The sequence below is a fragment of the Pseudomonas turukhanskensis genome (assembly GCF_027922365.1).
In the GTDB taxonomy this organism is placed as follows: Bacteria; Pseudomonadota; Gammaproteobacteria; order Pseudomonadales; family Pseudomonadaceae; genus Aquipseudomonas; species Aquipseudomonas turukhanskensis.
In genome coordinates this window covers 13868-38287 of sequence record NZ_BSFN01000004.1, presented here as the reverse complement: position 1 = coordinate 38287, position 24420 = coordinate 13868, and the positions used below count along the sequence as shown (strand labels likewise).

Annotated in this window: 19 protein-coding genes; 4 read left to right on the top strand and 15 right to left on the bottom strand. The window is 60.9% G+C overall.

The annotated features are described in order from the left end of the window. Window positions 1–40: 40 nt before the first annotated feature. The 6 genes from PKE98_RS08805 to PKE98_RS08780 form a co-directional block, all read right to left on the bottom strand. Window positions 41–859 (bottom strand): enoyl-CoA hydratase/isomerase family protein, encoded by an 819-nt coding sequence (locus tag PKE98_RS08805; RefSeq protein WP_271194908.1) that lies wholly within the window; start codon window positions 857–859, stop codon window positions 41–43. Next, window positions 856–1827: a VOC family protein gene (locus PKE98_RS08800; RefSeq protein ID WP_271194907.1), complete on the bottom strand. Its 972-nt coding sequence runs from the start codon at window positions 1825–1827 to the stop codon at window positions 856–858. Before PKE98_RS08800 ends, PKE98_RS08805 begins: the two co-directional genes overlap by 4 nt. A gap of 50 nt (window positions 1828–1877) precedes the next feature. Next, a complete protein-coding gene (locus PKE98_RS08795) occupies window positions 1878–4409 on the bottom strand; it encodes an efflux RND transporter permease subunit (protein ID WP_271194906.1) in 2532 nt (843 codons plus the stop codon). Window positions 4410–4445: 36 nt separating this feature from the next. Beyond that, window positions 4446–5579, bottom strand: a complete 1134-nt coding sequence (locus PKE98_RS08790; RefSeq protein ID WP_271194905.1) for a WD40/YVTN/BNR-like repeat-containing protein — start codon at window positions 5577–5579, stop codon at window positions 4446–4448. A gap of 92 nt (window positions 5580–5671) precedes the next feature. Then, window positions 5672–7036 carry a DUF1329 domain-containing protein gene (locus PKE98_RS08785; protein WP_271194904.1) on the bottom strand — a complete coding sequence of 455 codons (1365 nt, stop codon included), beginning with the start codon at window positions 7034–7036 and terminating at the stop codon, window positions 5672–5674. Window positions 7037–7063: 27 nt separating this feature from the next. Beyond that, window positions 7064–8719, bottom strand: coding sequence for a DUF1302 domain-containing protein (locus PKE98_RS08780; RefSeq protein ID WP_271194903.1), 1656 nt, complete (start codon window positions 8717–8719; stop codon window positions 7064–7066). 411 nt (window positions 8720–9130) lie between these two features. Between PKE98_RS08780 and PKE98_RS08775 the strand changes: the two genes are divergently transcribed. Both PKE98_RS08775 and PKE98_RS08770 read left to right on the top strand, forming a co-directional pair. Next, the gene (locus tag PKE98_RS08775) at window positions 9131–9976 is read left to right on the top strand and encodes an SDR family oxidoreductase (RefSeq protein ID WP_271194902.1); all 846 of its coding nucleotides are present in this window, start codon (window positions 9131–9133) and stop codon (window positions 9974–9976) included. Window positions 9977–10024: 48 nt separating this feature from the next. After that, on the top strand, window positions 10025–10888 hold the full coding sequence (locus tag PKE98_RS08770) for a DMT family transporter (RefSeq protein WP_271194901.1): 864 nt from the start codon (window positions 10025–10027) through the stop codon (window positions 10886–10888). 82 nt (window positions 10889–10970) lie between these two features. On the opposite strand, the gene PKE98_RS08765 is transcribed toward PKE98_RS08770, so the two are convergent. The 7 genes from PKE98_RS08765 to PKE98_RS08735 form a co-directional block, all read right to left on the bottom strand. Further along, the gene (locus tag PKE98_RS08765) at window positions 10971–11744 is read right to left on the bottom strand and encodes a tyrosine-protein phosphatase (protein ID WP_271194900.1); all 774 of its coding nucleotides are present in this window, start codon (window positions 11742–11744) and stop codon (window positions 10971–10973) included. 2 nt (window positions 11745–11746) lie between these two features. After that, on the bottom strand, window positions 11747–12946 hold the full coding sequence (locus PKE98_RS08760) for a phosphotransferase (protein ID WP_271194899.1): 1200 nt from the start codon (window positions 12944–12946) through the stop codon (window positions 11747–11749). Beyond that, window positions 12943–13980 carry an amidohydrolase family protein gene (locus PKE98_RS08755; protein ID WP_271194898.1) on the bottom strand — a complete coding sequence of 346 codons (1038 nt, stop codon included), beginning with the start codon at window positions 13978–13980 and terminating at the stop codon, window positions 12943–12945. Before PKE98_RS08755 ends, PKE98_RS08760 begins: the two co-directional genes overlap by 4 nt. Before the next feature lie 304 nt (window positions 13981–14284). Further along, window positions 14285–15646, bottom strand: coding sequence for a DUF1329 domain-containing protein (locus PKE98_RS08750; RefSeq protein ID WP_271194897.1), 1362 nt, complete (start codon window positions 15644–15646; stop codon window positions 14285–14287). 28 nt (window positions 15647–15674) lie between these two features. After that, window positions 15675–17339 carry a DUF1302 domain-containing protein gene (locus PKE98_RS08745; RefSeq protein WP_271194896.1) on the bottom strand — a complete coding sequence of 555 codons (1665 nt, stop codon included), beginning with the start codon at window positions 17337–17339 and terminating at the stop codon, window positions 15675–15677. Between the two features lie 62 nt (window positions 17340–17401). Next, window positions 17402–18892, bottom strand: coding sequence for an aldehyde dehydrogenase family protein (locus PKE98_RS08740; protein WP_271194894.1), 1491 nt, complete (start codon window positions 18890–18892; stop codon window positions 17402–17404). After that, window positions 18889–20508, bottom strand: coding sequence for a GMC family oxidoreductase (locus PKE98_RS08735; protein WP_271194893.1), 1620 nt, complete (start codon window positions 20506–20508; stop codon window positions 18889–18891). The genes PKE98_RS08740 and PKE98_RS08735 overlap by 4 nt, the downstream gene beginning before the upstream one ends. A 246-nt stretch (window positions 20509–20754) precedes the next feature. Here PKE98_RS08735 and PKE98_RS08730 point away from each other — a divergent pair, with 246 nt between their 5' ends. Then, window positions 20755–21378: a TetR/AcrR family transcriptional regulator gene (locus PKE98_RS08730; RefSeq protein ID WP_271194892.1), complete on the top strand. Its 624-nt coding sequence runs from the start codon at window positions 20755–20757 to the stop codon at window positions 21376–21378. Here PKE98_RS08730 and PKE98_RS08725 read toward each other — a convergent pair. Further along, window positions 21375–22286, bottom strand: coding sequence for a LysR family transcriptional regulator (locus PKE98_RS08725; RefSeq protein WP_271194891.1), 912 nt, complete (start codon window positions 22284–22286; stop codon window positions 21375–21377). The genes PKE98_RS08730 and PKE98_RS08725 overlap by 4 nt on opposite strands. Before the next feature lie 77 nt (window positions 22287–22363). Beyond that, window positions 22364–23293 carry a quinone oxidoreductase family protein gene (locus tag PKE98_RS08720; protein WP_271194890.1) on the bottom strand — a complete coding sequence of 310 codons (930 nt, stop codon included), beginning with the start codon at window positions 23291–23293 and terminating at the stop codon, window positions 22364–22366. Between the two features lie 158 nt (window positions 23294–23451). On the opposite strand from PKE98_RS08720, the gene PKE98_RS08715 reads away from it, so the two are divergent. Beyond that, on the top strand, window positions 23452–24357 hold the full coding sequence (locus PKE98_RS08715; RefSeq protein WP_271194889.1) for a helix-turn-helix domain-containing protein: 906 nt from the start codon (window positions 23452–23454) through the stop codon (window positions 24355–24357). Window positions 24358–24420: the final 63 nt, after the last annotated feature.

The following is a 24420-nucleotide window of genomic DNA, read 5'->3' as shown; positions in this document are numbered from 1 at the left end:
TCTCCTTCTTGTTCTTACTCGCCGGTGCTACTCACCGATGCTATTCACCAGTGAAGCGAGGCTCACGGCGTTCGCTAAAGGCCAATGCGGCTTCGCGGGCGTCTTTGGTCGGGGCCAGCAGCGCGAACAGGTCCAGCTCCAGATCAAGGCCGCTTTTCAGGTCCAGTTGCAGCGCGGCGCGGGCTGCCTGCTTCACGAACGCCGAGGCGGTCGGCGGCTTGGCGCCGATGCGTTGGGCAAAGGCCCGCACCTCGTCGACCAGTGTGGCGTTGTCGGTGGCCAGGCGGCTGACCAGGCCAATACGTTGCGCCTGCTCGGCGGTCATACGGTCGCCGGTCAGCAGCATGTCCAGCGCCTGGCCCGGGGCAACCACGCGGGACAACCGCTGGGTGCCGCCACCACCGGGAATCAGCCCCAGGCCGGTTTCCGGCAAAGCGAATACGGCATTCGGCGCGGCGAAGCGGATATCGCACGCCAGCACCAGTTCCAGCCCACCGCCCATGCAGTAGCCATGGATGGCGGCAATCACCGGCTTCGCGACCGTGTCCAGCGCTTCGATCCAGCGCACGTTTTCCATGCGCTTGCGCACTTGCAGGCTGGTTTCCGGGCCACGGCGTTCTTTGATATCGGCACCGGCACAGAAACCGCGCTCGCCTTCGCCGCGAATCACGATCACGCGAATCTCGGCGTCCAGTTGCAACAACGTCAGGGCCTGAGGCACGCCCATACGGATGTCGTCGTTGATGGCATTGATCTGCCCCGGCCGGGTCAGCACTACCCAGCCGACAGTGCCTTCGCGCTCCAGGCGCACGGCCTCGTTGATCACCACCGAAGCAGGTTGGCTGTGGGCTGCACTCATGCAGGAATCTCCTCGAACTCGAAGACCTGGCCGTTCAGCTCGGCCGGGTCGATCTTGATCAAGGCACGGCCACCAACGGCTTCGGAAGATTCAATCCATTGGAATTGGGTGCCACGGGCGCGCAAGTCTTCGGCCTTGGCGGCCAGATCATTTACGCCGATACGGATGTAGTACGGGCCCGGGCCCCAGTTGTTGACGTAGTGGCCGGCGTCGGTGTTCCAGTAGGTGGCTTCCAGCACATCGAGGGTAGCGCTGTTGGGCACGGTAAAGCCCATGCGCGCACGGCGGTAGCCTTCGCTGCGAATGGTTTCCACCGGGCCGCTCGGCTCCCAGTCGAGGTTGGTCGACACCTTGCGCAGGGTTTCGTCCAGGTCACGCACCAAAAAGCCACGGGCCGTTACGCGCACCATGTCGCCGGGCTTGAGATCACGCGGCTGCATCGGTGGCAGCTGGTAGGTTTCGGCCGGCATTTGCAGCGGTTCGGTGGGCATGATTTCGATGCACAGGCCGCCGTCGACGGTTGGTTTGTAGTACGGCTGCTCGGGCGTGGCGCCCAGCCACAGGCGGTCGAACGGCATTTCCGGGGTACGCTGGGCCATGCGGAACGGCAGGCGGCGGCGCATCAGTTTATCTACCAGGGCATCGAATTTGTCGCCATGCAGGGCGAGCACGATGGAGTGGGTAATCATCGGCCGGTGATGGCCCTGGAAGTCTTTCAGGCTTTCAAGAAAGTCGTGGAACAGCGGGTCGCCGGGATTGGGGCGATCCAGGTGCCACTGCGGTTCGATACGGGTGGGCGACACCGCCAGCGATTTATGCACCCTGAGAAAGTGGGCGATATACGGGTGGTTGTCGAAGGCCTGCCGCCAGCGTTCGTGTTTGTAGATACCGAGCTTGTCGACCAACATTTCCGTCATGCCGTCCGGGTCCGGAACCATCATGTCGGCACTCATCAATAACTCGAACATCTCTCTCTCCTTGCAAAAGCCAGCCGGGGTTTTTGCGCCCGGCTTGTTAGTCAGCGGGCACGCCGGGGTAAGGCGGGCTCAGTCAATAGGGTGTGGGCGGCATCGGCGGCCGGCTTGCGGGTTTCCTGCTGCGCGCGGGCATCTTCCAGGTCGAGGGTTACGCCCTCTTTGGAATTGCCTTTGGGGTTGAGCAGGTAGTGCGACAACGCCGGAATCAGGATCAGCGCGCCGAGCATGTTCCACAGGAACATGAAGGTAAGCAGGATGCCCATGTCGGCCTGGAACTTGATGGGCGACCAGGCCCAGGTGATCACGCCGGCGGCCATGGTCAGGCCTACTAAGGCGACCACACGGCCGGTGAAGTCCAGCGAACGGCGGTAGGCCACAGCCAGGCTGCCACCGCGCTCCTGCACCGCCAGCTGCACGCTCAGCAGGTACAAGGCGTAGTCCACTCCCACGCCAACACCCACGGCAATCACCGGCAAGGTGGCCACCTTCAGGCCAATGCCCAGCCATACCATCAGCGCCTTACAGATCACCGTGGTCATCAGCAGCGGAATCAACGCGACCACCGTGGCGCGCCAGCTGCGGAAGGTCAGCAGGCAAAGCAAGGCAGTAGCGCCATATACCGCCAGGTACATGGTGATGATGCCCTTCTCTACCTCGATATTGGTCGCCGCCTCGATACCGGCGTTACCGGCTGCCAGGAGGAATTCCACCGGCTGTTCGGCGCCTGGGGCGGAGTTGTTTTCTTTGGCGAAGTCTTCCGACACTTTCAACACGCGAGTCAGCGTGTCGGCTTTGTGGTCGGCCAGGTAGGCAATGATTGGCGTGGTGGAACACTGCTGATTGGTGATGCCTGGGGATGAAATCATCGCCGCGTCCACCGCCGAGTTGGTGATGGCTTGATCACGGCTGATGCTCAGCCATTTCGGGCTGCCTTCGGCCATGCCCGAGCTGATCATCCGCACGGTTTCCGCCAACGACTGGGTGGTTTGTACGCCGGGGGTCTGGCGCAGTTTCCAGGCCAGCTTGTCCATGCTTTGTAGGGACGGATACAGGCGGCAACTGTCTTCGTTGGTTTTCACGATGACCACAAACTGGTCACTGGAAAGGCCGTAGTTGCTGGTGATGTAGGCGTTGTCGCGGTTGTAGCGCGAGTCGGCGCGCAGCTCCGGCGCGCCGGGGTCCAGGTCGCCGACTTTGAGGTGCATCATCACCAAGCTGCCGATCAGCGTAACCACCAACGACAACGCGATCACCGCCGTGGCCATGGGACGTTCGGTAAAGCGGTCGAGGCCGTGCCAGATATGGCCGAGGAAGCCCCGGTTGGCTTCGCCGGCCTGGTCTTTGGCAATGGCAATGCGCGCGGCTTTTTCGCTCACGCCGAGGTACGACAGCGCCACCGGAATCAGCAGCAGCTTGGTGAAAATCAGCACCGCCACGCCAATACTGGTGGTGAGTGCCAAGTCGCGAATCACCGGAATATCGATGATCACCAGCACGGCGAAGCCGACGATATTGGTCAGCAGCGCGGTAAGCCCGGTGAGGAACAGACGGCGGAACGTGTAGCGCGCCGCCACGTATTTGTGGGTGCCCCGGCCGATGTCCTGCAGGATGCCGTTCATCTTTTGCGTGCCATGGGAAATGCCGATGGCAAAGATCAAAAACGGCACCAGAATCGAGTACGGGTCTAGGTTGTAGCCGAGGATTTGCATTAACCCCAGCAGCCACACCACCCCCGCCACCGCCACGCCCACCAGCAACAGCGTGCTGCGCAGGCAGCGGGTGTAGAAGTACACAAACAGGCCGGCGATCACTACCGACGCGCCAAAGAACAGCATCACCGAATACAGGCCGTCGATCAGGTCGCCGACCAACTTGCTGAAGCCGACGATATGGATGCCGATCTTGTCGCTTTCCAGCGAGCGGATTTTGCTTTCCAGCTCTTTGGAGAAGTCACCGTAATCCAGCGGCTTACCGGTTTGCGGATTGGTGTCCAGGAGCGGAGCGACGATCATGCTCGACTTGCTGTCGTTGCTCACCAGGTTGCCGGTGATGCCGGCGCGCATGATGTTGCGCCGCAGCGCCTTGATCGATTTCTCACTGCCGTCGTAGTCCGATGGCATCACGGCACCGCCGTCAATGCCCTCCTCCGTCACTTCTTTCCAACGGACAATCGGCATCCACAGTGACTTCATCCACGAGCGGTCAATGCCCGGAATCAGGTACAGGGTGTCGTTGACCTTTTGCAGGGCCAGCAGGTACTCGGGGTCGTAGATATCGCCGGTCTTGTTTTCGACCACGATGCGAATGCTGTTACCCAGCCCCGGCAACTGATCTTTGTTGGCCAGGTAGTTTTTGATGTACGGGCTGGAGCTTGGAATCATCTTTTCAAAACTGGCATTGACTTCCAGCTTGGTGGCGAAGAAACCCAGCACCACGGTGGCGAGCAGGCAGAACACCACGACCAACACGCGGTTATGGAAAATCACCCGTTCAAACCAGCCGCCGGAGCTTTTATCAAAGTCCTCCAGCTTGGCTATCACTGGCATTCCGCTGTTGAATTTTTGCTCGACCATATCTTCTTTCCAGTAGGGGAATCGTGCCGGGGCCGCTTAGTTGGCCTGGGCGATATCGATGACCTTGGCGCCGCTAAAGCGCGTGATAACCAGGCTGCCGGCCGTCTCGGTGGCGCTGGCGGCATACACCTCGCCTACCCGCGCATCGGCCAGCGGCGTGACCTGCAAACTGTCCCGATCAATGCTGACCAATTGCCCACCCTGGCTCACCACGATCAAGGCATTGCCCTGCTCGATGATGCTGACCAAGCTGCTGCTGAGCTCGGTGTTCAGCTGTTGCCATTGCGCACCGTCGTCACGGCTGACAAACAGATTGCCGCGCAGTCCGTAGGCCACCAGCAAGTGGTCGAGCGCGGTAACGCCGAAGTAGGTGCCGGTGTACGGGGTGTCGAGTTTTACAAAGCGTTGTTGGTCGGCGGGCAGACGGGTGTCGAGGCGCAGCACCAAGCCTTGCTCACCGCTGATATAGAAAATGCCGTCGCGTTGCGCCAAGCCATACAAGTGCATGCGGCGGTCGTTGTCGGCGCGTTCGATCCACGGCTGCCAGGTTTTGCCGGCGTCGTCGCTGCGCACGATCATGCCGAAGGCGCCGACAGCAAAGCCGTGGCCATTGGCGTCAAACAGTACGTCGAGGAGCGGCGCGGGCATCACGTCCGGCGTGGCCGACGTGCCCATGGCGCGGCTGACTTCCTGCACCATATCAGCGGCCGCTTCATCGCCTTGCTCGGCGCGTTTGCCGTAGGTGTCGTTAAGCAAGGTCAGCAGTTTGCGGCCGTCTAACTGCACGGCCCAGGTGGCGCCGGCGTCGGTGCTGTGCAGCACCACAGAATCGTGGCCGACAATCCAGCCGTTATTGGCGTCGCTAAAGCGCACTTGGGTGAAGTCGCTGGACACCGGGCTACTCACTTGCTGCCAGGTTTTGCCGTTGTCGGCGGAGCGCTGAATCAGGCCGTGCAGGCCTACACCGACCAGCACGCTGCCGGCGCGCGCCACGCCAATCAGCGGCGCGGCCAGCGGGGCTTCGAGGTGTTGCGACTGCTCGTTCAACGGGTCGATGGCGGCGTTTGCCGCGTGCACCAGACCAGGGCTGACCAGCAGCAAAGAAATAACAGTGGCGCTAAACAACTGCGCGATGGAACGGTTGGGTCGTACAAGGCTTTGGCTAATCATTATTTTTGTCCTCACCATGCCAGGTGGTCTGCTCACGTCACCGCCGCAAAGGCGATGACGTGGCAGAAACAGCGGTTACTGCGGCGCGTGGTTTAGCGCTGGGTCTCGCGGGCCACGATGGCTTCCGGGTTCATGTCCCGTTCGCTGCGTGGTTTGTCGACAAACTTGTAGCCGCCCTTCAGGCCATCGTTGAGCAATGCCCACATGCCTTTGTTGAAGTCGTACACAACGTTTTTCACGTTGTACGGCAGGGTTTTGTCGTAGATCTGCACACCGCTCAGGAAGATGCTGCGATACAGCGTGCCACCTTGGTCCCAGGCGTCGTACAGGCCGATACCGTAGTTGTCTTCGTCAAGGTAGTAGGTGCGTTTGCTGTACACGTGGCGCTTGCCAGGTTTTAGCGTGGCTTCCACCACCCACACGCGGTGCAGTTCCCACCGCTCGCAGGCCGGGTTGGCGGTGCTTTTGAGGAATTGCTCATCCTGCTTGCACTCGAAATAGAACTTGTAGGCGTTGGCAGGAATGAACATTTCCTTACGGCCAACCAGTTTGTAATCGAAGCGGTCCTGGCTGCCCGAGAACATTTGCAGTTCGTCAAACAGGGTCACGCCGCCCTGGCTTGGAACCGGGGTATCGAAGGAAAACTCGGGCGCCAATTTCACGCGGCGTTGGCCGGGCGAATAGCTGAACGCGCGACGTGGTTTTTCCGTCGGGTCCAGGTAGTCGTTGATGCCAGTGACTTCACCAGAGCGACGCGCCGGGTAGTTGTTCAGCGAGTACACGCGCGCATACATGTTGGGGTCACGGTCGGTTTGCGCCGTTTGGTAATACGGCTGCTCTTCAAACGTGGCCTGTTCAGCGGCTTTGGTGCGCTGACCGTTGGCATCCATTACCCAGCTATTGGACGAGCTGGTGGTGGAATACCCGTGGCCGATTTTGTAGCGCAGCTGCTGGTTCCAAATCACCTCGTTGCCGGTTTTTGGAATCGGGAATGGCAGGCCGCCACGGCATGCCACGTCCACTGCCAAGCCGTCTTTCAGCGTGTTGCAGGTGGTAGCGTTGCGAGTGGTGGCGTCCAGCACGTCTTGCGGGTAAGCCGTGGTGCGGTGGCTTGGGTAGATGTCGAAGTAGTAGTCCGGGTTTTTCTTCAGGACTTCTTTCTGCCCTTCGCTCAACTTGTCGGCGTATTGCGCGACGTTTTTCGAGTCAATACGGAACAGCGGTTTTTCATCGCGGAAGGGGTCGGCCCAAAAGCCGCTTTCCGGTTTGAAGTCGGCAGGTGCTTTGGTCAGGCCACCTTCATAAGGCGGAATGGTGCCTTCTGCGTTGCCAGCCTGAATCGCGCCAAAGGCGGTCAGGGTTTTGCCGATCTGAGCGGCTTCCTCTGGGCTGACTGCTGCCATGCTAACGCTAGCAAAGCCAAGCAGTGCAACGGATAAGGCTAATTGTCGTTTCATTCAGACGGTCTCCGTTTTTATAGTTGTTCAGAAGGAGGTTTTGAACGTGAAGGCCAGCCAGCCGCGATCGGTGTTGCCGATGCCGCCGTTACCGCCTACGCGGTCACCAGACAGGTTCTTCGACTGGGCACGGGTGTCAGCGTAACGCAGGCTGAACTCGTACTGCTGCTGGTAGGTGAATTTCACCCCGGTGGACCAGGCCATGGCGCCTTCACTGCCGCCACCGGCGGTCGCAGCGTTACCGTGAATGCCGTAGTTGATGGTCAGCGGTACATCCAGATCCCACGACGGGAAGATATTCAGGTACTGCGGCGTGTAGTTCACCGCCACCGCGTAGTAGTCGCGGGTGGAGCAACCGTCGGACTCATCGCCAGAGCCGGCAATGCCCGGCGTGCGCGCATCGGTACAGGCGGCGTTGCCTTTGTACTTGAACAGCTCTTCGTGCTCGGTGACCTTGTCCAGGTGGCTATAAGCGAACTCGCCAACCAGCGTTCCGTTGTTGGCAATAAAGTTACGCGGCACGCCGTACACGGCGTTGGCGATAAAGTGAATGGTGTCACCGCGCGGACCTTCGTCATCCACGGCACTGACGCCGGTGGCGTTCAACGCACCGTTTTTGCGGTACGACAGTTCGCTGCCCACGGCGACCGAATCAAACACACGGGCAAAGCTGATACCGGCGAGTTTCACCCCACGCGGGTACACCACGCGGTAGTCGCCTTTGGTGGCGCGAATTTCAGGGGCCAGCCAAGGCTGGTAGTCATCGAACTGGCGGTAGTAGAAGCCGAAGGTCGATTCGATCTCCTCCAGGTTGTACTTGGCCATCACACCCCAGTTGGCATTGTTGTCGCGGCCGTATTTGGACGGCGAGCGTTTGAGCGCACCTGGACCAGCGGGCAATTGGTCCGGACCCTCGAACAGGAAGTCGGCCGCGCCGAAGTAGGTGCCACCGTACGGGATACGGGTGTAATCCCATTCATAGAAATACTGACCGGCAATCGACAGGTGATCGCCCACCTGCGCCTTGGCCGAAACCTGGCCGATAGGCAGAAACACTTCTTTTGTCTCGATACCCGGGCTGGTGGCGGCTTTTACGCCGTCACTTGGCGCTTGCGAGTAGGAAACCGAGTGGGCGCCAAACAGCAGGCCCTCACCCCAGTAATTGGTGTGACGACCGATTTTGACGTTGACCGGGGTTTCGCCGAGCTGGAAGTTTTTCCATACAAAGGCATCGAGAATTTCACCCGACGGACCGTTTACATAGCGCTCTACTTCGTCGCTGTAACGGGCGCGGTCATAGCTGGTCTGCCCGCCGACGTTGCTTTTCACCGTGGTGTCGTCATAGGCGTTGTCGTACCAACCGGCGGCGCTGAGGCGTGCGCCCCACTCGTTGAGGTAGGAGAAGTCGATCTCGCTCAACACATCGAGACGATTTGTCACAATATCGCCTTTATCGAACTTGCCATCCGACTCGTCGTTGGTGGCGTTGTTCATGATGCGCTTGTCCTGCCCTTCCATACGCATACCGAGGTTGTAACGCACGGTGTTGTCCCAGCGCAGGCGGTAGTCGGGGTTGCTTAGGTCGAACGAAATTGCCTGGGCGCAACTCATGCTGCCGAGCACCGCGAGCGCTACGGCGCTGCGGCTGAACATGTGCCGACCATGCTTGGTCATGTCTTTCATACGAGCCACCTTTTATTTTTATTTTCAGTCGTTTATGTGAGGTCGGGTGAACGCTTGCTACCTCTGTAACGTGCGGGTGCTGTGCACCTCGCCTAAGCCTTCGCGGGTGGTAGTGCTTGTGCTCCAAGCGGTGTTACGCCCTCGCGGCTTGAAATTAAATTAACCGAGAAAAAATAATAATTCCATATAAAGATTTTGATTCTGTATTCAGAATGCTATCTCGATTCGCCATTCTGAAACCTTCCCTGGCTGGCAATACCCGGAAAAACCTTCCGACGCATATTGCACACAACATAGGTAACTGTTCAATTATGTTTTGCACTCGGCGCACTTTACGCTTTAAATGAGCCACCCGAGGGGCAGCCTGCGTACCCCTGCCGAGCCTACAAGAACAATAGGAGCTGGCCTGAAATGAACATTGATTTAAGCGGCAAACGTGTGATTGTCACCGGCGCCTCGCGGGGCATAGGCCTTGCCATAGCTCGCGCTTTCGCCCTGGAAGGCGCCCGCGTGGCGATCTGCGCCCGCAGTCAGGAAGCGGTAGACGCTGCTGCCGCGCAGTTGCAGGAAAACGCCCAGGCCGTGCTGGCACGTGTGGTGGACGTAACCGACACCGCAGGTGTTCAACACTTTGTGGCGGAGGTGGTCGAGGCCTGGGGCGGCGTGGACATTTTGGTCAATAACGCTGGCCAAGGCCGCAGCGGCAACCTCGACACCCTCACTCCGGAAGCCATTCTTGAACACGCCAATGTGTTGCAAATGGGGCATTTCCGCTTTGTTCAGGCCGTCGTTCCGCACATGCGCTTGCAGCGCTGGGGACGAATTATCGAGATCAACGCCCTGGCCGGCACGGTGCCAACGCCCGATGGCATTCCTTCGGTGATAAACCGCGCCAGCTGCGTGGCCCTCTCCCGCTCGCTCGGTATGTCGCTGGCCAAGGACAATATTCTGGTCAACAGCCTGAATATGGGCTGGATTGATACCGGCCAGTGGGACCGCCATTACAAGGAAATGGGGCCCGGGGTGAGCCGCGAAGAGTTCGATGAGATGGTCATGAAGGTGGTCCCGATTGGGCGCTATGGCAAGCCGGAGGACGTGGCGGGCATGGTGCTGTTTCTGTCCAGCGAGTACGCGAGCTTTATCAGTGCGGCGTCTATCGACATCGCTGGCGGGATGGGTGGGCAGATTGCTTACTTCCCGACGCTCAAGCGCGACTTTGCGGCGACAATCAAGGCGCGTAATGAAGCGGCGCAATAAGGCCGAGATCAGCGTCGATGTTTTTGATTCCGCCCCGGGCGAATCCCTATGAACCTGCTCTTCCCCATCCTTGCCACCCTTATCTGGGCGGCGAGCACCGTGGTCAATCGCCTGTCGGTGGGCGTTATCGACCCAGCCGCCATCTCGTTCTATCGCTGGCTGACCGCCTTACTGGTGCTGTCGCCGGTATTGCTACCCAGGGTCTGGCGCCTGCGTCGGGCCATCCGCCCGTACCTAGCCAAGCTGTTTCTGCTCGGCTTGCTGGGCATGTCGCTCTATCAATCCCTGGCCTACTTTGCTGCCCATACGGTCAGCGCGACGTCCATGGGTCTGATTCTGGCGACGCTGCCGCTGCTGACAGTGGCGCTGGCCATACCGGTACTGCACACCCGCCCTACCCGGCTATTTGTGGTCGGCGCGCTGATTTCCTTTGCTGGCTTGGCATGGCTGTTGGCCGCTGGTGATTTGCCTTCGCTGTGGCAACACGGCGTGGGCCGTGGCGAGTGGCTGATGCTGCTGGCGACCTTGTCGTATGCGCTGTATTGCGTGCTGGTAAAGCGCTGGCAGATTCCGCTGCCGACCTGGGAATGCCTGTATGTGCAGATTGTGTTCGGCACGCTGCTGCTGGTGCCGCCGTTTCTGCTGGCGCCAGACATTGCCCTGACGGCGAAGAACATTCCCCTGGTGCTGTTTGCTGGGCTGTTTGCCTCGGCCATGGCGCCCGGGTTGTGGATGCGCGGGCTGGAGACGTTGGGACCGGAGAAGACGGCGGTGCTGATGAATCTGGTGCCGTTGTTTACGGCGGTGCTGGCGATTTTGATGCTGGGGGAAACGTTGCACCTTTACCACGCGGTGGGCGGCGGGATGATTTTGTTAGGAATCGGCTTGGCTCAGAAAAAACGCGGTCCGTAGGGCGAATATCGCCTCCGGCGATATCCGCCGATGCGCCGCCGTCGAGGGGAGGCGGCGGATATCCGCGTAGCGGATATTCGCCCTACGAGAGCAGCGTATTGCGCAAGGTATGAACGCCTGTTTCATCCAACCCGCTAAATCGCCGAAGATAGCTTTCGATGCCGCCAAACTCAGCATCAATCGCTGCATACGCCGCCATCAGATACTCCGGCCGCGCGTCCAGCACAGCGTCTATCGCCGCCACGCTGACAGGCTGGCGCACCATATGGTTGACCGCATTGCTCATCGCCTCCTGCCGCTCGCCATCCAGGTCGCCAAAGCGGCGAGCGGACAGCAAATAGTCGAGCATGATCCGCTGCGGCGCTACGCCCAGCGCATGTAGCAGCAACGCCACCGCTACGCCGGTACGGTCTTTACCCGCCGCGCAGTGGATCAACACCGGCGCCCGGCCGGATGAAAACAAGCCAAACAATTTAGCCAGATGCGGCGCCAACATCGCCGGCAAACGCCGATACACTTCCAGCATCATTCGCCGCGCGCCCTCTGCCACTGGGTGATTGGCGAGCATGGCCGCGATCTGCGGGTCGGCACGCATGTCGCCGGTCACTTCCAGGTGCAAGTGCTGCATATCGTCGGCCGGCAACCGGCTGGGATAACGCTCCCGCTCCCCGCTGCTACGCAGATCGCACACCGTCTTGACGCCCAGTTGCTGCAACCGGTGCCAGTCCTCGAACGACAGCCGGTACAACTGATCCGAGCGGACGATGTGATGCCCATTGATGCGTCGCCCATCTGCCGTCGGCATGCCCTTTAAACTGCGCACGTTGTCCGCGCCGCTCAAACTCAACACCACCATGCCTATCTCTCCAGCAAGTGCTGATAGGCAGCGGTCAGTGGCCGGGCGCCCTCGCCCAACGTTGGATTGCGTCGGGGCGTACGGCCACGCGTTAGCAATGGGATGGTTTCGAAGTCTTCAGCCGCCGCAAAAAAGCGCTCCACCATCGGCTGCCCAACCTGCCCCCAATCGTCCATGTTCGACATCCATGTCTGCATGCCCCACACCGGCCAACGGCGCAGTTGCTCCCAGGCGGCGTTCTGATCAAGCACGCCTTCGGCACCCAGGCTGACCAGTTTTTCGCGGTACACCTGCACCAGGCGCTGGGCCTCGGCCCGGCGCTCCTCCACCGTCAGGGCGCCAATCATAAAATAGGCGATGTCGCGCCACGGCCTACCGCGGCGGGCCAATTGCCAATCCAACCAGATTCGTTGGCCATCGGCGCGCAAAAAGCTATTGCCCTGGTGCGAGTCGCCGTGAATCACACAGCTGGGCGAGGTTTGCTCCAGCTCGAATGCCGCCAGCTCGTCAAAGGCGTGACTGAACAGCTCTGGCGTCTCGTACATCCATGTCGGCAGCAGTTGCTGATATTCGGGGCGACGCAGGTTTACGCGTATGTAGTTGTACATGCGCAGCAGGCCATTGCTGTCTACCGGGTTGTCCATCGACACCGGCAACCAGGCCTGGCGCTGCAACTGGGCGTTGCCCCAGGTCGCCGCGTGCAGGGTGGCCAGCGACTCCAGCCCCGCCGCCACACCATCCACGCCGAGGTGGTCGGTGCTATGACCGAACCGCCCTTCGGCCACGCCAAGGTCTTCCATCAGCACCACACCACGGCCGCCGCCATCGGCGTCCCAGTCAGTGAAGTACGTGGCCGGCAACGGCGCATCGTTCCAGCTGCGTGCCAGATGATAAAAGCGCGCCTCCAGCTCGCAGATATCGCCGCTTTCAAACCCTTCGGACCAGTTCGATTTCAGGCACACGTGCTCGGGTATGCCGGCGTGCCGCCCTACCTCGTTGAGCTCCAGCTTGGCGCGGTACTTGGTGGTATGGCCGTTGCGGATTTCCACGGTGGTCAGGGCCAGCACCTCGATGCCCGGGTAGCGCGGCTGCAACAGCCGCGTCAGCCAGGCAGCAGTGATATCCCGCAGCTGCCGGGGCAACTGGCCCTGGCGCTGCGGGTACGGCCGGCCTGCGGCCATGGCCAGCAGGCTGTCGGTCATGGCGTGAGCACCGGCTTGGCGCTTACCGGCATGCTCAGTTTCAGCAGCTCGATGGCGTTACCGCTGCGGATGCGCTCACGGTCTTCGGAGGACAGACCGATGCCCGCCGTCAGGTCGCCATGGTCATAGGCGCCGCCGAAGTTGGTGCCGTACAGCAGCCGCTCGGCGCCGACCACTTCGGCCACGCCCCGGCGCAGGCCAGGAGCATGCACGTCGAGGTCGAAGTAGAAGTTCTGCATGTAGTCCATAAACGGCCGTTGATTACGCGAGTCCGGCGCCATGGCGCGGTTCAGTTCGCTCAGGCGGCCCAGTTGGAACACCGCCATGCCGCCGGCGTGGGTGATATAGGTTTTCAGGGTGGGGAATACGTCGAGCGCGCCGCCGCAGATCAGGTACCAGAAGAACAGCGTTTCATCCACGCAGTCGCCGACGATGGAGGTGGTTTCGAATTTGTCGTCGGTGTGCTGTTCGCCCCAGTAAATCGACTGGTTAAAGCCGTGCACCATGATCGGCACATCAAGCTGGGTGAGCTTTTCCCAGACCGGAAACAGGCGCTCGTCGTGGGCTTCCAGGCCATTGAAATTGGCTCCGCCGACGCACACGCCTTTTGCCCCCAGTTGGGTGACGGCGCGTTCGATTTCTTCCGCGGCGTTTTCCGGGTCGGCCAGGTTGGCGTGGGCCCAGAAGTCGAAGTGGTCCGGGTCGGCGCGGCAGAAGGCGGACAGCTCGTCGTTGCAAATGCGCGCGTATTCATTGGCGAAGTCGCCGGCCCAGTACATAAAGCAGTGCGATGGCGTAGACATCACCAACTTGTCGACGCCCCGCTCCGCCATCAGCGTGCGCCGGGCTTTGTGGGTCATGCGCGCGAGAATATTGGCCTGGGCTTCGGCGTCGTTGGCGGCCTTGGCCGGTTGTTTGGTGCCGAGGGAAAAGTGCCCCACGGTAAGGCCCTGTACCTTCATAAAAGGGCCCCAGAATTCGTGACGGTTAAGCATGCCTTCAGTCAGCAAATGGGCGTGAATATCGATCAGCATGGCGTTCTCCTTGTTGTAATTAGCCGGTGCGGTGAGCGGTGAGATGGATCAGAAATAATATAAACACATTTTGTATATGTGTTCATTTTAATTGTTGAAATGCAGTGACTGCCACCCCCTCACCCTAGCCCTCTCCCCCAACGGGGAGAGGGGACTGGAATGGGGTGAGCCGCAAACTTCGATCTCTCGCCGAGCGCCGCTCAAGCTCCCCTCTCCCGCTCGCGGGAGAGGGGCTGGGGGTGAGGGGCTCTTCAAAAAAAACGGCCCTCAAGGGGCCGCAAAATGCATGGTCAATCGGTGTTAATCAGCGTTGCGTCTCTTCCGCCACAATCGATTCAGGCTTCATATCCCGCTCAGACTTGGGCGTGTCATGCACGATGTAGCCGCCCTTTAAGCCATCGTTGAGCAGCGACCAAATTCCTTTGTTGAAGTCGTAACTCACGTTCTTCACGGTGTATGGCAGCGTTTTGTCGTACAGCTGCACACCGCTCAGAAACAGTGCGCGGTACAGGGTGCCGCCTTGGTCCCAGGCGTCGTAAAGGCCGGCGCCCCAGGTGTCTTCGTCGAGGTAGTAGGTGCGTTTGCTGTAGACGTGGCGTTTGCCCGGTTTCAGCGTGGCTTCCACCACCCACACGCGGTGCAGCTCCCAACGCTCGCACGCGGGGTTGGCGTGGTGTGGGGTGAACTGCTCTTGCTGGCCGCAGGTGAAGTAGAACTTGTAGGCGTTGTACGGGATGTACATTTCCTTACGACCCACCAGCTTGTAGTCAAAGCGGTCTTGGCTGCCGGAGAACATTTGCAGTTCATCAAATAGGTTCACGCCGCCCTGGTTTGGCACCGGGGTGTCGTAGGCGAACTCGGGGGCCAGCTTGATGCGGCGCATGCCGGGGGTGTAGCTCCAGGCGCGGCGCGGTTGCACGGTGGGGTCCAGGTAGTCGGCAAGAATCACCAACTGCCCGGCGCTGCGGGCCGGGTAGCTGTCCAGTGCCCAAGCGCGGTAGTACAGCTGCGGGTCGCGGTCGGCCTGTTTAATCTGGTAGTACGGCGCTTCTTCGAAGGTGGCCGATTCGGCGGTTTTGGTGACCGTGCCGCGCGAGTCCACCACCCAGCTGTTGGACGACGAGGTGGTGGTGTAGCCCGGGCTCTTGTAGCGCAGCTGCTGGTTCCAGATCACTTCGTTGCCGTTTTGCGGCAGCGGAAACGGAATGCCGCCTCGGCACACGGGGTCGACCGCCAAGTTGTCCTTGATGGTGTGGCACGTGGTGGCGTTGCGGGTGGTGGCGTCCAGCAATTCCTGTGGGTACGCCGCCGTGCGGTGGCTGGGGTAGATGTCCAGGTAGTACTCGGGGAACTTGCTCAGCAGCAGTTTTTGCCCGCCACTTAAGCGGTCGGCGTACTGCTCCATGTTTTTCGAGGTGATGCGAAACAGCGGTTTTTCATCTTTGAACGGGTCTACCCAAAAGCCGCTGTCCGGTTTGAAGCCGGCGGGAATCGTGCGCAGGCCGCCTTCATAGGCCGGAATGCTGCCGTCGGCATTGCCGGCGATGATCGCGCCAAACGGCGTCAGGGTTTTGCCGATCTGTGCCACTTGGTCGGCCGGTGCCGCGCCCAGGCTGCAAGTGGCAAAGCCCAGCAGCGCGATGGCCAGTGCAAGTTGTCCTTTCATAAGGTGTTCTCCGCTTTTTTTGGCGTTGTTAGATGGAGGTTTTAAAGGTGAAGGCCAGCCAGCCACGGTCGGTGCCGCCCACGGCGCCGTTACCGCCGATGTTGTTGCCCGGCAGGTTTTTCGACTGGGCATCGCTGTCGGCATAGCGCAGGCCGAACTCGTAGCGCTGGGCGTACGTGAAGTTCACCCCGGCCGACCAAGTGAGCGCGCCTTCATTGCCACCGCCGGCGGTGGCGGCGTTTCCGTCGAGGCCATAGTTGACGGTGAGCGGCACGGTGAGGTCCCAGGAGGGAAATACCGACAGGTATTGCGGGGTGTAGTTGACTGCAATGGCGGCGTAGTTGCGGGTGGAGCAGCCGTCGTCTTCATTGCCGGAGCCTGGCGTGCCTTTGCGTGGGTCCACGCAGTTGGCGGTGTTGTCGCCCAAGTACAGTTCTTTGTGGTCGGTGACTTTGTCCAGGTGGCTATAGGCGAACTCGGCCACCAGAGTGGCGTTAGGGGCGATAAAGTTGCGCGGCACGCCGTACACGGCGTTGGCTACGAAGTGGTAGCTGTTGCCGCGAGGGCCTTCGTCGTCGGCCTCATCTACGCCCACGGCGTTCAAGGCACCGCCTTTGCGGTAGGAGATCTCGCTGCCCACCGACACGGTGTCGAGCACGGTGGACACGCTCAGGCCGATCAACTTGACGTTACGTGGGTACACCAGGCGGTAGCTGCCGGTGGCCGCCGACACCTGCGGCGCCAGCCAGGGTTGATAGTCGTCGAACTGGCGGTAGTAGGCACCAAACGTGGATTGCAGCGCTTGCACGTCGTACTTGGCCATCACGCCCCAGTTGCCGCTGTCGCGGCCGAACTTGGAGTCTTCGCGTTTAAAGGAGAAACCCGGGGCCACCGGCAGGCGATCCGGGCCTTCAAAAAACGGGTCTGCCGCGCCGAAGTAGGTGCCGCCATAAGGAATGCGCGTGTAGTCCCACTCATAGAAATACTGCCCGGCCAGGCTGAGGTTTTCAGTCACCTGCGACTTGGCGGAAATCTGCCCAATGGGCAAAAACACTTCCTTGGTTTCGATGCCCGGGCTGGTGACCGCCTTGGCGCCGTCCAAAGGGGCTTGCGAGTAGGAAATGGCGTGGGCGCCGAACAGCAATCCCTCGCCCCAATAGTTGGTGTGGCGGCCGGCTTTAACGTTGACCGTGGTGTCGCCCAGACGGACGTTTTTCCACAGGAAGGCATCGAGAATCTCCCCCGACGGGCCTTCGGCGTACCGCTTGGTTTCCGAGCTGTAGCGGTCGTTCTCGTAGCTGGTCTGGTAGCCGGCGACATTACTTTTTACGTCGTTGTCGTGGTACGCCTGGTCATACCAGCCGGACGCGCTCAGACGCGCGCCCCACTCCTTGCGGTAGGCGAAATCCAACTCGGTGAGGATATCGACGCGGTTGGTGACGATATCGCCCTTGTCGAACTTGCCGTCCGACTCGTCGTAGTTGGGGTTGTTCATGATGCGGTCGTCCTGACCTTCCGTGCGCATGCCGAGGTTGTAGCGCACGGTATTGTCCCAACGCAGGCGGTAGTCCGGGTTGGGCAAGTCGATGCTCACCGCATGAGCACTGCCCGCGTGAATCAACGCCAGTTCGGCGCAGGCCACCAGCGCCAGGTTACGGGCGCGCACGCCGCCCTTCTTGTTCATCTGTTTCATGCAAACCACCTTTTGTTTTTATTCTCAGTTGGTCATTGCAGCCCCCAATCGGGGGCTCGCGGTTAACGCCCGACGGGGTAAATGATGGATTTCTCCTGGGTAAATTCTTTCAGCCAATTCGGCCCGAATTCGCGGCCGATGCCTGAGCGTTTGAAGCCGCCGATGGGCGCGTACGGCAAACCGCCGCTGCCGCCATTGAGGTAAACGCTGCCGGCGCGAATGCGCCGCGCCAGGGCATAGGCCGTCGCCGCATCGGCCGAAGCCACCGCACCGTTCAAGCCAAAGCGCGAGTCGTTGGCGATGGCGATGGCTTCGTCGTCGGTGTCGTAGCCGATCACCACGCCGACCGGGCCGAAGATTTCTTCCTGGGCAATGGCCATGTCATTGCGCACGTTGTCGAACAGCGTCAGGTCGCTGAAGAATCCTTGCTTCAAGTGCGCCGGCCGCCCGCCACCGCACACCAGGGTGGCGCCGGCATCGCGGCCGCTGGCAATAAAGTGCTCGACCTTGCAGCGCTGCGATTCGCGAATCAGCGGCCCCATCAGCACGCTCGGGTCTGCCGGGTTACCGACCTTCCATTGTCCTGCCACAGCCGCAGCAATCTGTACGAACTGCTCACGAATCGAGTTATGCACCAAAAAGCGCGTGAGCAGCGCGCAGCCCTGCCCTGCGTTAACCGCCAAGCCGGCGATGGCACCCAGCGCGGTGCCCTGCACATCGGCATCGGCGCGCACGATCAATGCCGACTTGCCGCCCAGCTCCAGGTGCACGCGCTTAAGCGTCGGCGCGGCCTGGCTCATGATGCTGATACCGACAGTCTCCGAACCGGTGAACGAGACCATGTCCACCCGTGGGTCGCTGCTGAGCAAACTGCCCACATCAACGCCGCCGGTGACGATATTCAGCACGCCTTTGGGCAAGCCGATTTCCTCAGCAATTTCACCAAACAGCAGCGCCGAGTACGGGGTAAACGGCGAGGGTTTCAACACCAGGGTGTTACCGGCCAGCAGCGCCGGAAACACCTTGGCCAGGTTGAGCAGAAACGGGAAGTTGTAGCCGGTAATGCCCGCTACGACGCCTATGGCTTCACGCTCCACGGTACCGCTTCCGAGTATCAGCGGCCCGCCCGGGTTGAACGGGTTGGGGTTACTGTGCACCGGAATTTGCTGGCTATCGCCTTGAGTGGATTGCTCAATGGCGGTAAGCACATGGCCCAGCGGCATATCCACTTGCATGGCGTAGGTCACGCCTTGCGAACAGCCGACTTCGGCAATGATGAGCGCGGCGATCTGTTCGCGCTTGGCGACCAGGGCGGCGTGCATACGGCGCAGGTAACCCGCGCGCTCGGCCATGCTCAGCCACGGCCATGGGCCGTTGTCGAACGCCTGGCGGGCCGCGGCTATAGCGGCATCGGCGCTCTGCACATCGCCTACCGGGGCGTGGCCGATCACTTCTTCGGTCGCCGGGTTTAGCACCGGCTCGCGCGGGCCATCGGCGGCCACCCAGGCGCCGTCGATATAGAGTTTGTCCAGATGGGTAAAGGGGATGCTCATTGCGCTGCAACTCCTGACGGTTTGCCTGTAATAAATTCCGCGGCGCGCAGGGCAATGGCCATGGCCGGGGCGTTGGTATTGCCGGACACCAGGCACGGCATCACCGAGGTGTCGACTACCCGCAGCCCTTCCACCCCACGCACGCGCAGTTGCGGATCGAGCACCGAGCCCGCATCGCCGCCCATGCGGCAGGTGCCCGAGACGTGGTAGGCGGTTTGGCCAAAACGGCGCAGCGCGGCGAGAATTTCCTCGTCGGTTTGCACCTGGGGGCCGGGGGTCAGTTCATTTACGATGAACGGCTTAAGCGCCGGCTGCGCGGCCAGGCGGCGGAACCAGCGGACCAAGGCGATGCCTGAAGTGCGGTCGATGTCAGCACTTAGGTAGTTGCCATGAATCTGCGGCGGCACGGACGGATCGGCAGACTGAATGCGCAACTCGCCCTGGCTTTGCGGGCGCAAGAAATAGCCGCCCAGCGTCAGCCCCGGCTGCTTGTCGATGGCCACGGTGTTGCCGTCGCCGTCCATGGAATACAGGCTGACGCCGATCTGCGCGTCCGGGCGGTCCAACTCAGGACTGGTTTTGATAAAACCGCCGGCTTCGTGGGCCGCGTGGGTCATCGGGCCTTTTTTGCGCAGGAAGTAATTGGCCACCGCGCCCAGTAAACCGACGCCGTGGAAGCAATGGTTAAAGCTGCCGCTGGTGACGCGGTACTGCATGGCCATGTACACGTGTTCGCGCAGGTTGCGGCCCACGTCCGGGGCGTCTTGCACCACGGCAATACCGTGTTGCTGCAACAGCGCTGCCGGGCCCACGCCGGACAACTGCAAGAGCTTGGGCGATTCAACCGCGCCGGCACACAGCAAGATTTCCCGGCGCGCTTCGATGCGCTCATCGCCTGAGCTGCTGGTGACCTGCACGGCAGTGGCACGGCGCTCGGTAAATTCGATGCGCTGAACTTGGGTGCCGGTCACGACGGTGAGGTTGGTACGCCCGCGCACCGGGTCGAGAAAGGCTTTTGCCGCGCTGAAGCGCTGGCCTTTGTAGGTGGTTTGCGGCTGATAGCCAACGCCGCCGTGGCTAACCGAGTCGACATGGTTGGTATCGTCAGTGCGCTTTACGCCCATGGCCCCGGCGGCGCTGATCACCGCGTCGCACAAGGCATCGCCGCTGGGGTGCACAGTAACTTTCAACGGGCCACCGGTGCCGCGCCATTCGCTTTTGCCCAGTTGGTGATCTTCCAGCGCGACAAACTGCCGGCCCATGTCGGCCCAGCCCCAACCGGTGCAGCCTTGCGCTTCCCAGTTGTCGTAGTCAGCCGGCGCGCCACGCACATACACCATGCCGTTGACAGAACTGGAGCCGCCGATGGTTTTGCCTTTCAGCCAATTCTCATCGCTCATGCCCACGCCGCGCGACACTTTATAGGTCCACACATGGGGGTTGCCGGGAGTAAGTAGTTTGCCGATGCCACGGGGCATGGCGATCAACGCGCTGGTGTCGTCCGGGCCGCTTTCGATCAGCAGCACCGACACACTGGGGTCTGCCGACAAACGATTGGCCAGCACGCAACCCGAAGACCCCGCGCCGATGATGATGTAGTCATAGCTTTTGCTCATTCTTATTGTTCCCCAGGCCTCTAATGGACTGCAGAACGGTACGAGCCAATGGCAAAGGCCACAACGAACAGAACCCCGAATGTGTTCGATTTTGCGCTTTGAAGTTAACAGTTATGCCAAAACTGTCCTACAACTAACCTTGCTTGAACGCGATGGCGTATGTCACTGTTCAACCATCACCGCCGCGCGCGCACCTTGCCGCACGGCGCTACGACTCCAATAAAAATAGCTTTGCAGAGGTACAGGATGTCTCACGCCGCTCCCGTACAAATGGTCAACAAACCGCTGGCCCAGGAACGCCACGCCGTGCGCACCCAACGCACCCGCGACCTGTTGTTAGACAGCATGTACAGCCTGGCGCTGGAGAAGGATTACGCCGACATCACCGTGCAGGAAATCCTTAACCGCACCGGGGTGTCGCGCTCCACGTTCTACGCCCACTTTCGCACTAAAGAAGACCTCATCATTGCCGGCTACCAGGCCATTGGCGTGCCGAGCACCAAGGTCACCGAAGTGAGTGGCGACCGGCGCGTGGTGCTCGACGTGTCGGCTTGGTTGTTCAGCGCCACCGAGCGCCACGCGGCGCTGACCACCTCGTTTTTCAGTGGTCCAGGGCAAAGTGTGATCCTCGCCCACCTGGAAAATATCCTGATCATTCAAGTACGCGAGCACTACCGCAAACACGGCCTGTACCAGGTGGCAGAAATGCGCGGTGAAGTGGCCGTGCGCTGCTTTGTTGGCGCGTTAATCGGCCTGTGGCTGTGGTGGGTGCGCCACGACTACCCGGCCACCGCCAAGCAAATGACCGAGTCGTTTGACGCGCTGATGAACAACGGCACCTGGCCACCCGAGAACACCGCAGCGCACTAAGACGCGCAGGCCATAATCAGAAACTGGCGGAACGCTTGGGCAGGTTCCGATAGCTGGTTTTCCGGCAGCCACACCAAGCCCAATTCCATCGGCGGAATCACGTCCACCAGCGGGCGGATTTCGATCTTTTTGCCTTCTAGCGACCAGGCGCGGTAGAGCATGTCCGACAGAATCGTCACGCCAAATCCATGGGCCACCAACCCGCGTAACGCCTCCATCGACGACGTGCGAAACGCCACCTGCGGCGCCAGGCCGCGCGACTCCCAATAGCGCAGCGTAGATGCATCGCCCTCGTCCACCGTGGCGAGGATATAGGCGTGCTCGGCAACGTCCTCCAGGTTGATGGACGCGGCTTGCATTAACGGGTGTTGGCTGGCCAGCCACAGCTGGCGGCGCGAGCGAATTAGTACGTGGTGAGCAAAACCGTGCAGATCCGGTGTGTTGGAGACAATCGTCAGGCCCAGATCGAGGTCGCCATTGCTCACCGCCGTTTCGATGCTCGGACGGTCCATGTCGATCAGATCGATTTCAACCTGCGGGTAACTGCGTTTGAAGCGCGCCAACAACGCCGGCAAAAAATAGCCCAGCACGGTGTATGAGGCGCCTACTCGCACTGTGCCCTGCATGGCATGGCTAAGGAACAGCGGCTCGCTGAGAGCGTCTTGCAGGCTGTCGAGAATATGACGGGCATGCTGAGCAAACCGGTTGCCCTCGGCCGTGAGCGTCACGCCATACGGTAAGCGATCGAACAGGCTGACGCCCATGCTTTCTTCCAAGTGCAGCACGGCAGCGGTGATCGCCGATTGCGACACGTGCACCTTGAGTGCCGCTTGGGAGAATTGGCCGGCGTCGGCGGCAGCCACGAAATAGCGTAGCTGGCGCATGGAGATGTCTTTGCCTTTGGTCATTGAGGCTCTTGATCGTCGTACGGCGCGCTACGCGCGCCGTGGCAATGGCGAACGGTGCGCACGGCACACCCTACGGTTTAACGGCGGATGGACGCGGTGATCTTGGCATGCGGCCCACTCACCTGCGCCGCCCAGGCTTCGGCGGCCTGGTCTAGGGTGAAGTCCAGGTAGTCCACCTGAATCTGCTGCTCTTTGGCGATCTTCAGCAGGCGCAGCCAGATCTGTTCGCGGTCCGCTGGCGGACGCTGGCCGGTGCCGATGCACGACAGGCTGCGGAACAACAGGTCAGCAATATCCAGGTTGAGCTGACGCCCCGCCCCAGTGCCGATCGTCATAATCCGCGCGCCCCAGTTGGTGGCTTTTAGCGAGGTGAGCATCGGTTGGCCGCAGACCAGATCGAGCACCACATCGAAACCGCCGTCAGCGGCGTCCTTCAGCGCGGCTACATCATCGCTGCCACCCAGGGTCACCACGTCGTCGGCGATACCTCGGGACTTCAAACGGCCCAACGCTTCAGCGGATCGAGCAGCGCCGACCACCTTGCCAGCGCCCATACCACGCGCCAGCTGCAGGGCGATCTGGCCCAGGGTGCCGGTGGCGCCGAGTACCAGCACCTTTTCACCCTTCTGGATCTCGGCTTTTTCCAGCGGCACGATGGCGCCGGTGGCAGCGATGCCCATGCTGATGGCGGTCTTGTCGTCGACATCATCCGGCACGTTCCACACCTCGGCCTGCGGCACCAGGGTGCGCTCGGCAAAGGCGCCGAAGGGCAACACCGAACGCTCGCCGAAATACACCCGACGGCCATCCGGCGCGCGGCCAACGCCTTCGCCACGGATCACACAGGGGTATTCCACGCCCAGGCGGTAAGCGCCAAGCACGTCCCAGCCACCGAGGCCGGCGGTATCGACGTCAATCAGTACCGCGCCTTCTTGCGGCTGCGGCTCACGGAAGTCTTCGACGATGACCGGTGGGGCGTTGCGTTCGGAAATGATGGCGGCACGCATGGCAGTCTCCTCTATTGTTTTGTTGTAGGCTTGCGCATAAAAATATACTTGAACACTTTAACTGTATTTGTCCATATATTTGGCTTTTTACTGCCGTTATGGAGTACAAAGAGCTATCCGATTTCAGCGCCAACAATAAAAATTGCTGAAGGTTAGACATGAACGCCATCCAGTACAGCGAGTACGACTGCGAAGACACCGGGCGCTTTCTCACCGAGGCGTGCCTGGCCAAACAAGGCTTTGATATCCGTGTGGAACGGGCGCAATGGTCCAACGCCGGCACGGCCTTGATCGACACGGGCGACAACTGCCTGCTGCGTTTAATGCTGCCAGCCAGCAGCCAGATCAAGCCCAACTGCGGCACCTTTTCCAATGGCGGCGGCCGGCAGTTTCAGCCGCTCGGCAAACTGCTATTTATTCCCCACGGCACCGAGTTCCACCTGCGCCACGATGCCTGCGAGCAAAAGGCGCTGGTCTGCGTGTTCGACCCCGCCTCCCTAGGCGTACTCGGCAGCTACCGTTGGAACTGGCAAGACAGCGTCAGCGAAGCCATGCTCAACCTGCAAAGCGGCTACCTGCACGCATCCTTGCAACGCCTGGCCGACGAAGTGTCCAGCCCAGGCTTTGCCAGCGAACTACAAACCGAATGCCTACTCACCAGCATTGCCCTGGACCTGCGCCGAGAATTTATCGACGGCGCACGTAGCGCCGAAACCCGTAGCGACCACCAGCGCAAACTCAGCCCGCGGCAACTCAACCTGCTGCGCGAAATGCTCAACGAAGGCGAAGACGAAAACCGCTCCCTGCGCCGCCTGGCCCAGGCCTGCGAGCTGCCCGTGCGCACCCTGTCCACGCGCTTTAAAAACACCACCGGCATGACCTTGCGCCACTACGCCGCGCAGTTGCGGTTGGAAAAAGCCATGGCGTTGTTGGCCAACCCAAGGTTGCTGGTGAAGCAGGTGGCGTATCAGGCCGGGTTTAACAATGCGGCCGCGTTTGGCGCGGCGTTCAGGAAAGAATTGGGGGTTACGCCGGAAGAGTTTCGTAGGCAGCGTCAGGGGTGAATTCAAGACCGCGTATTGGTGCGCACGGCACACTCTACGTAGGGTGTGCCGTGCGCACCAATG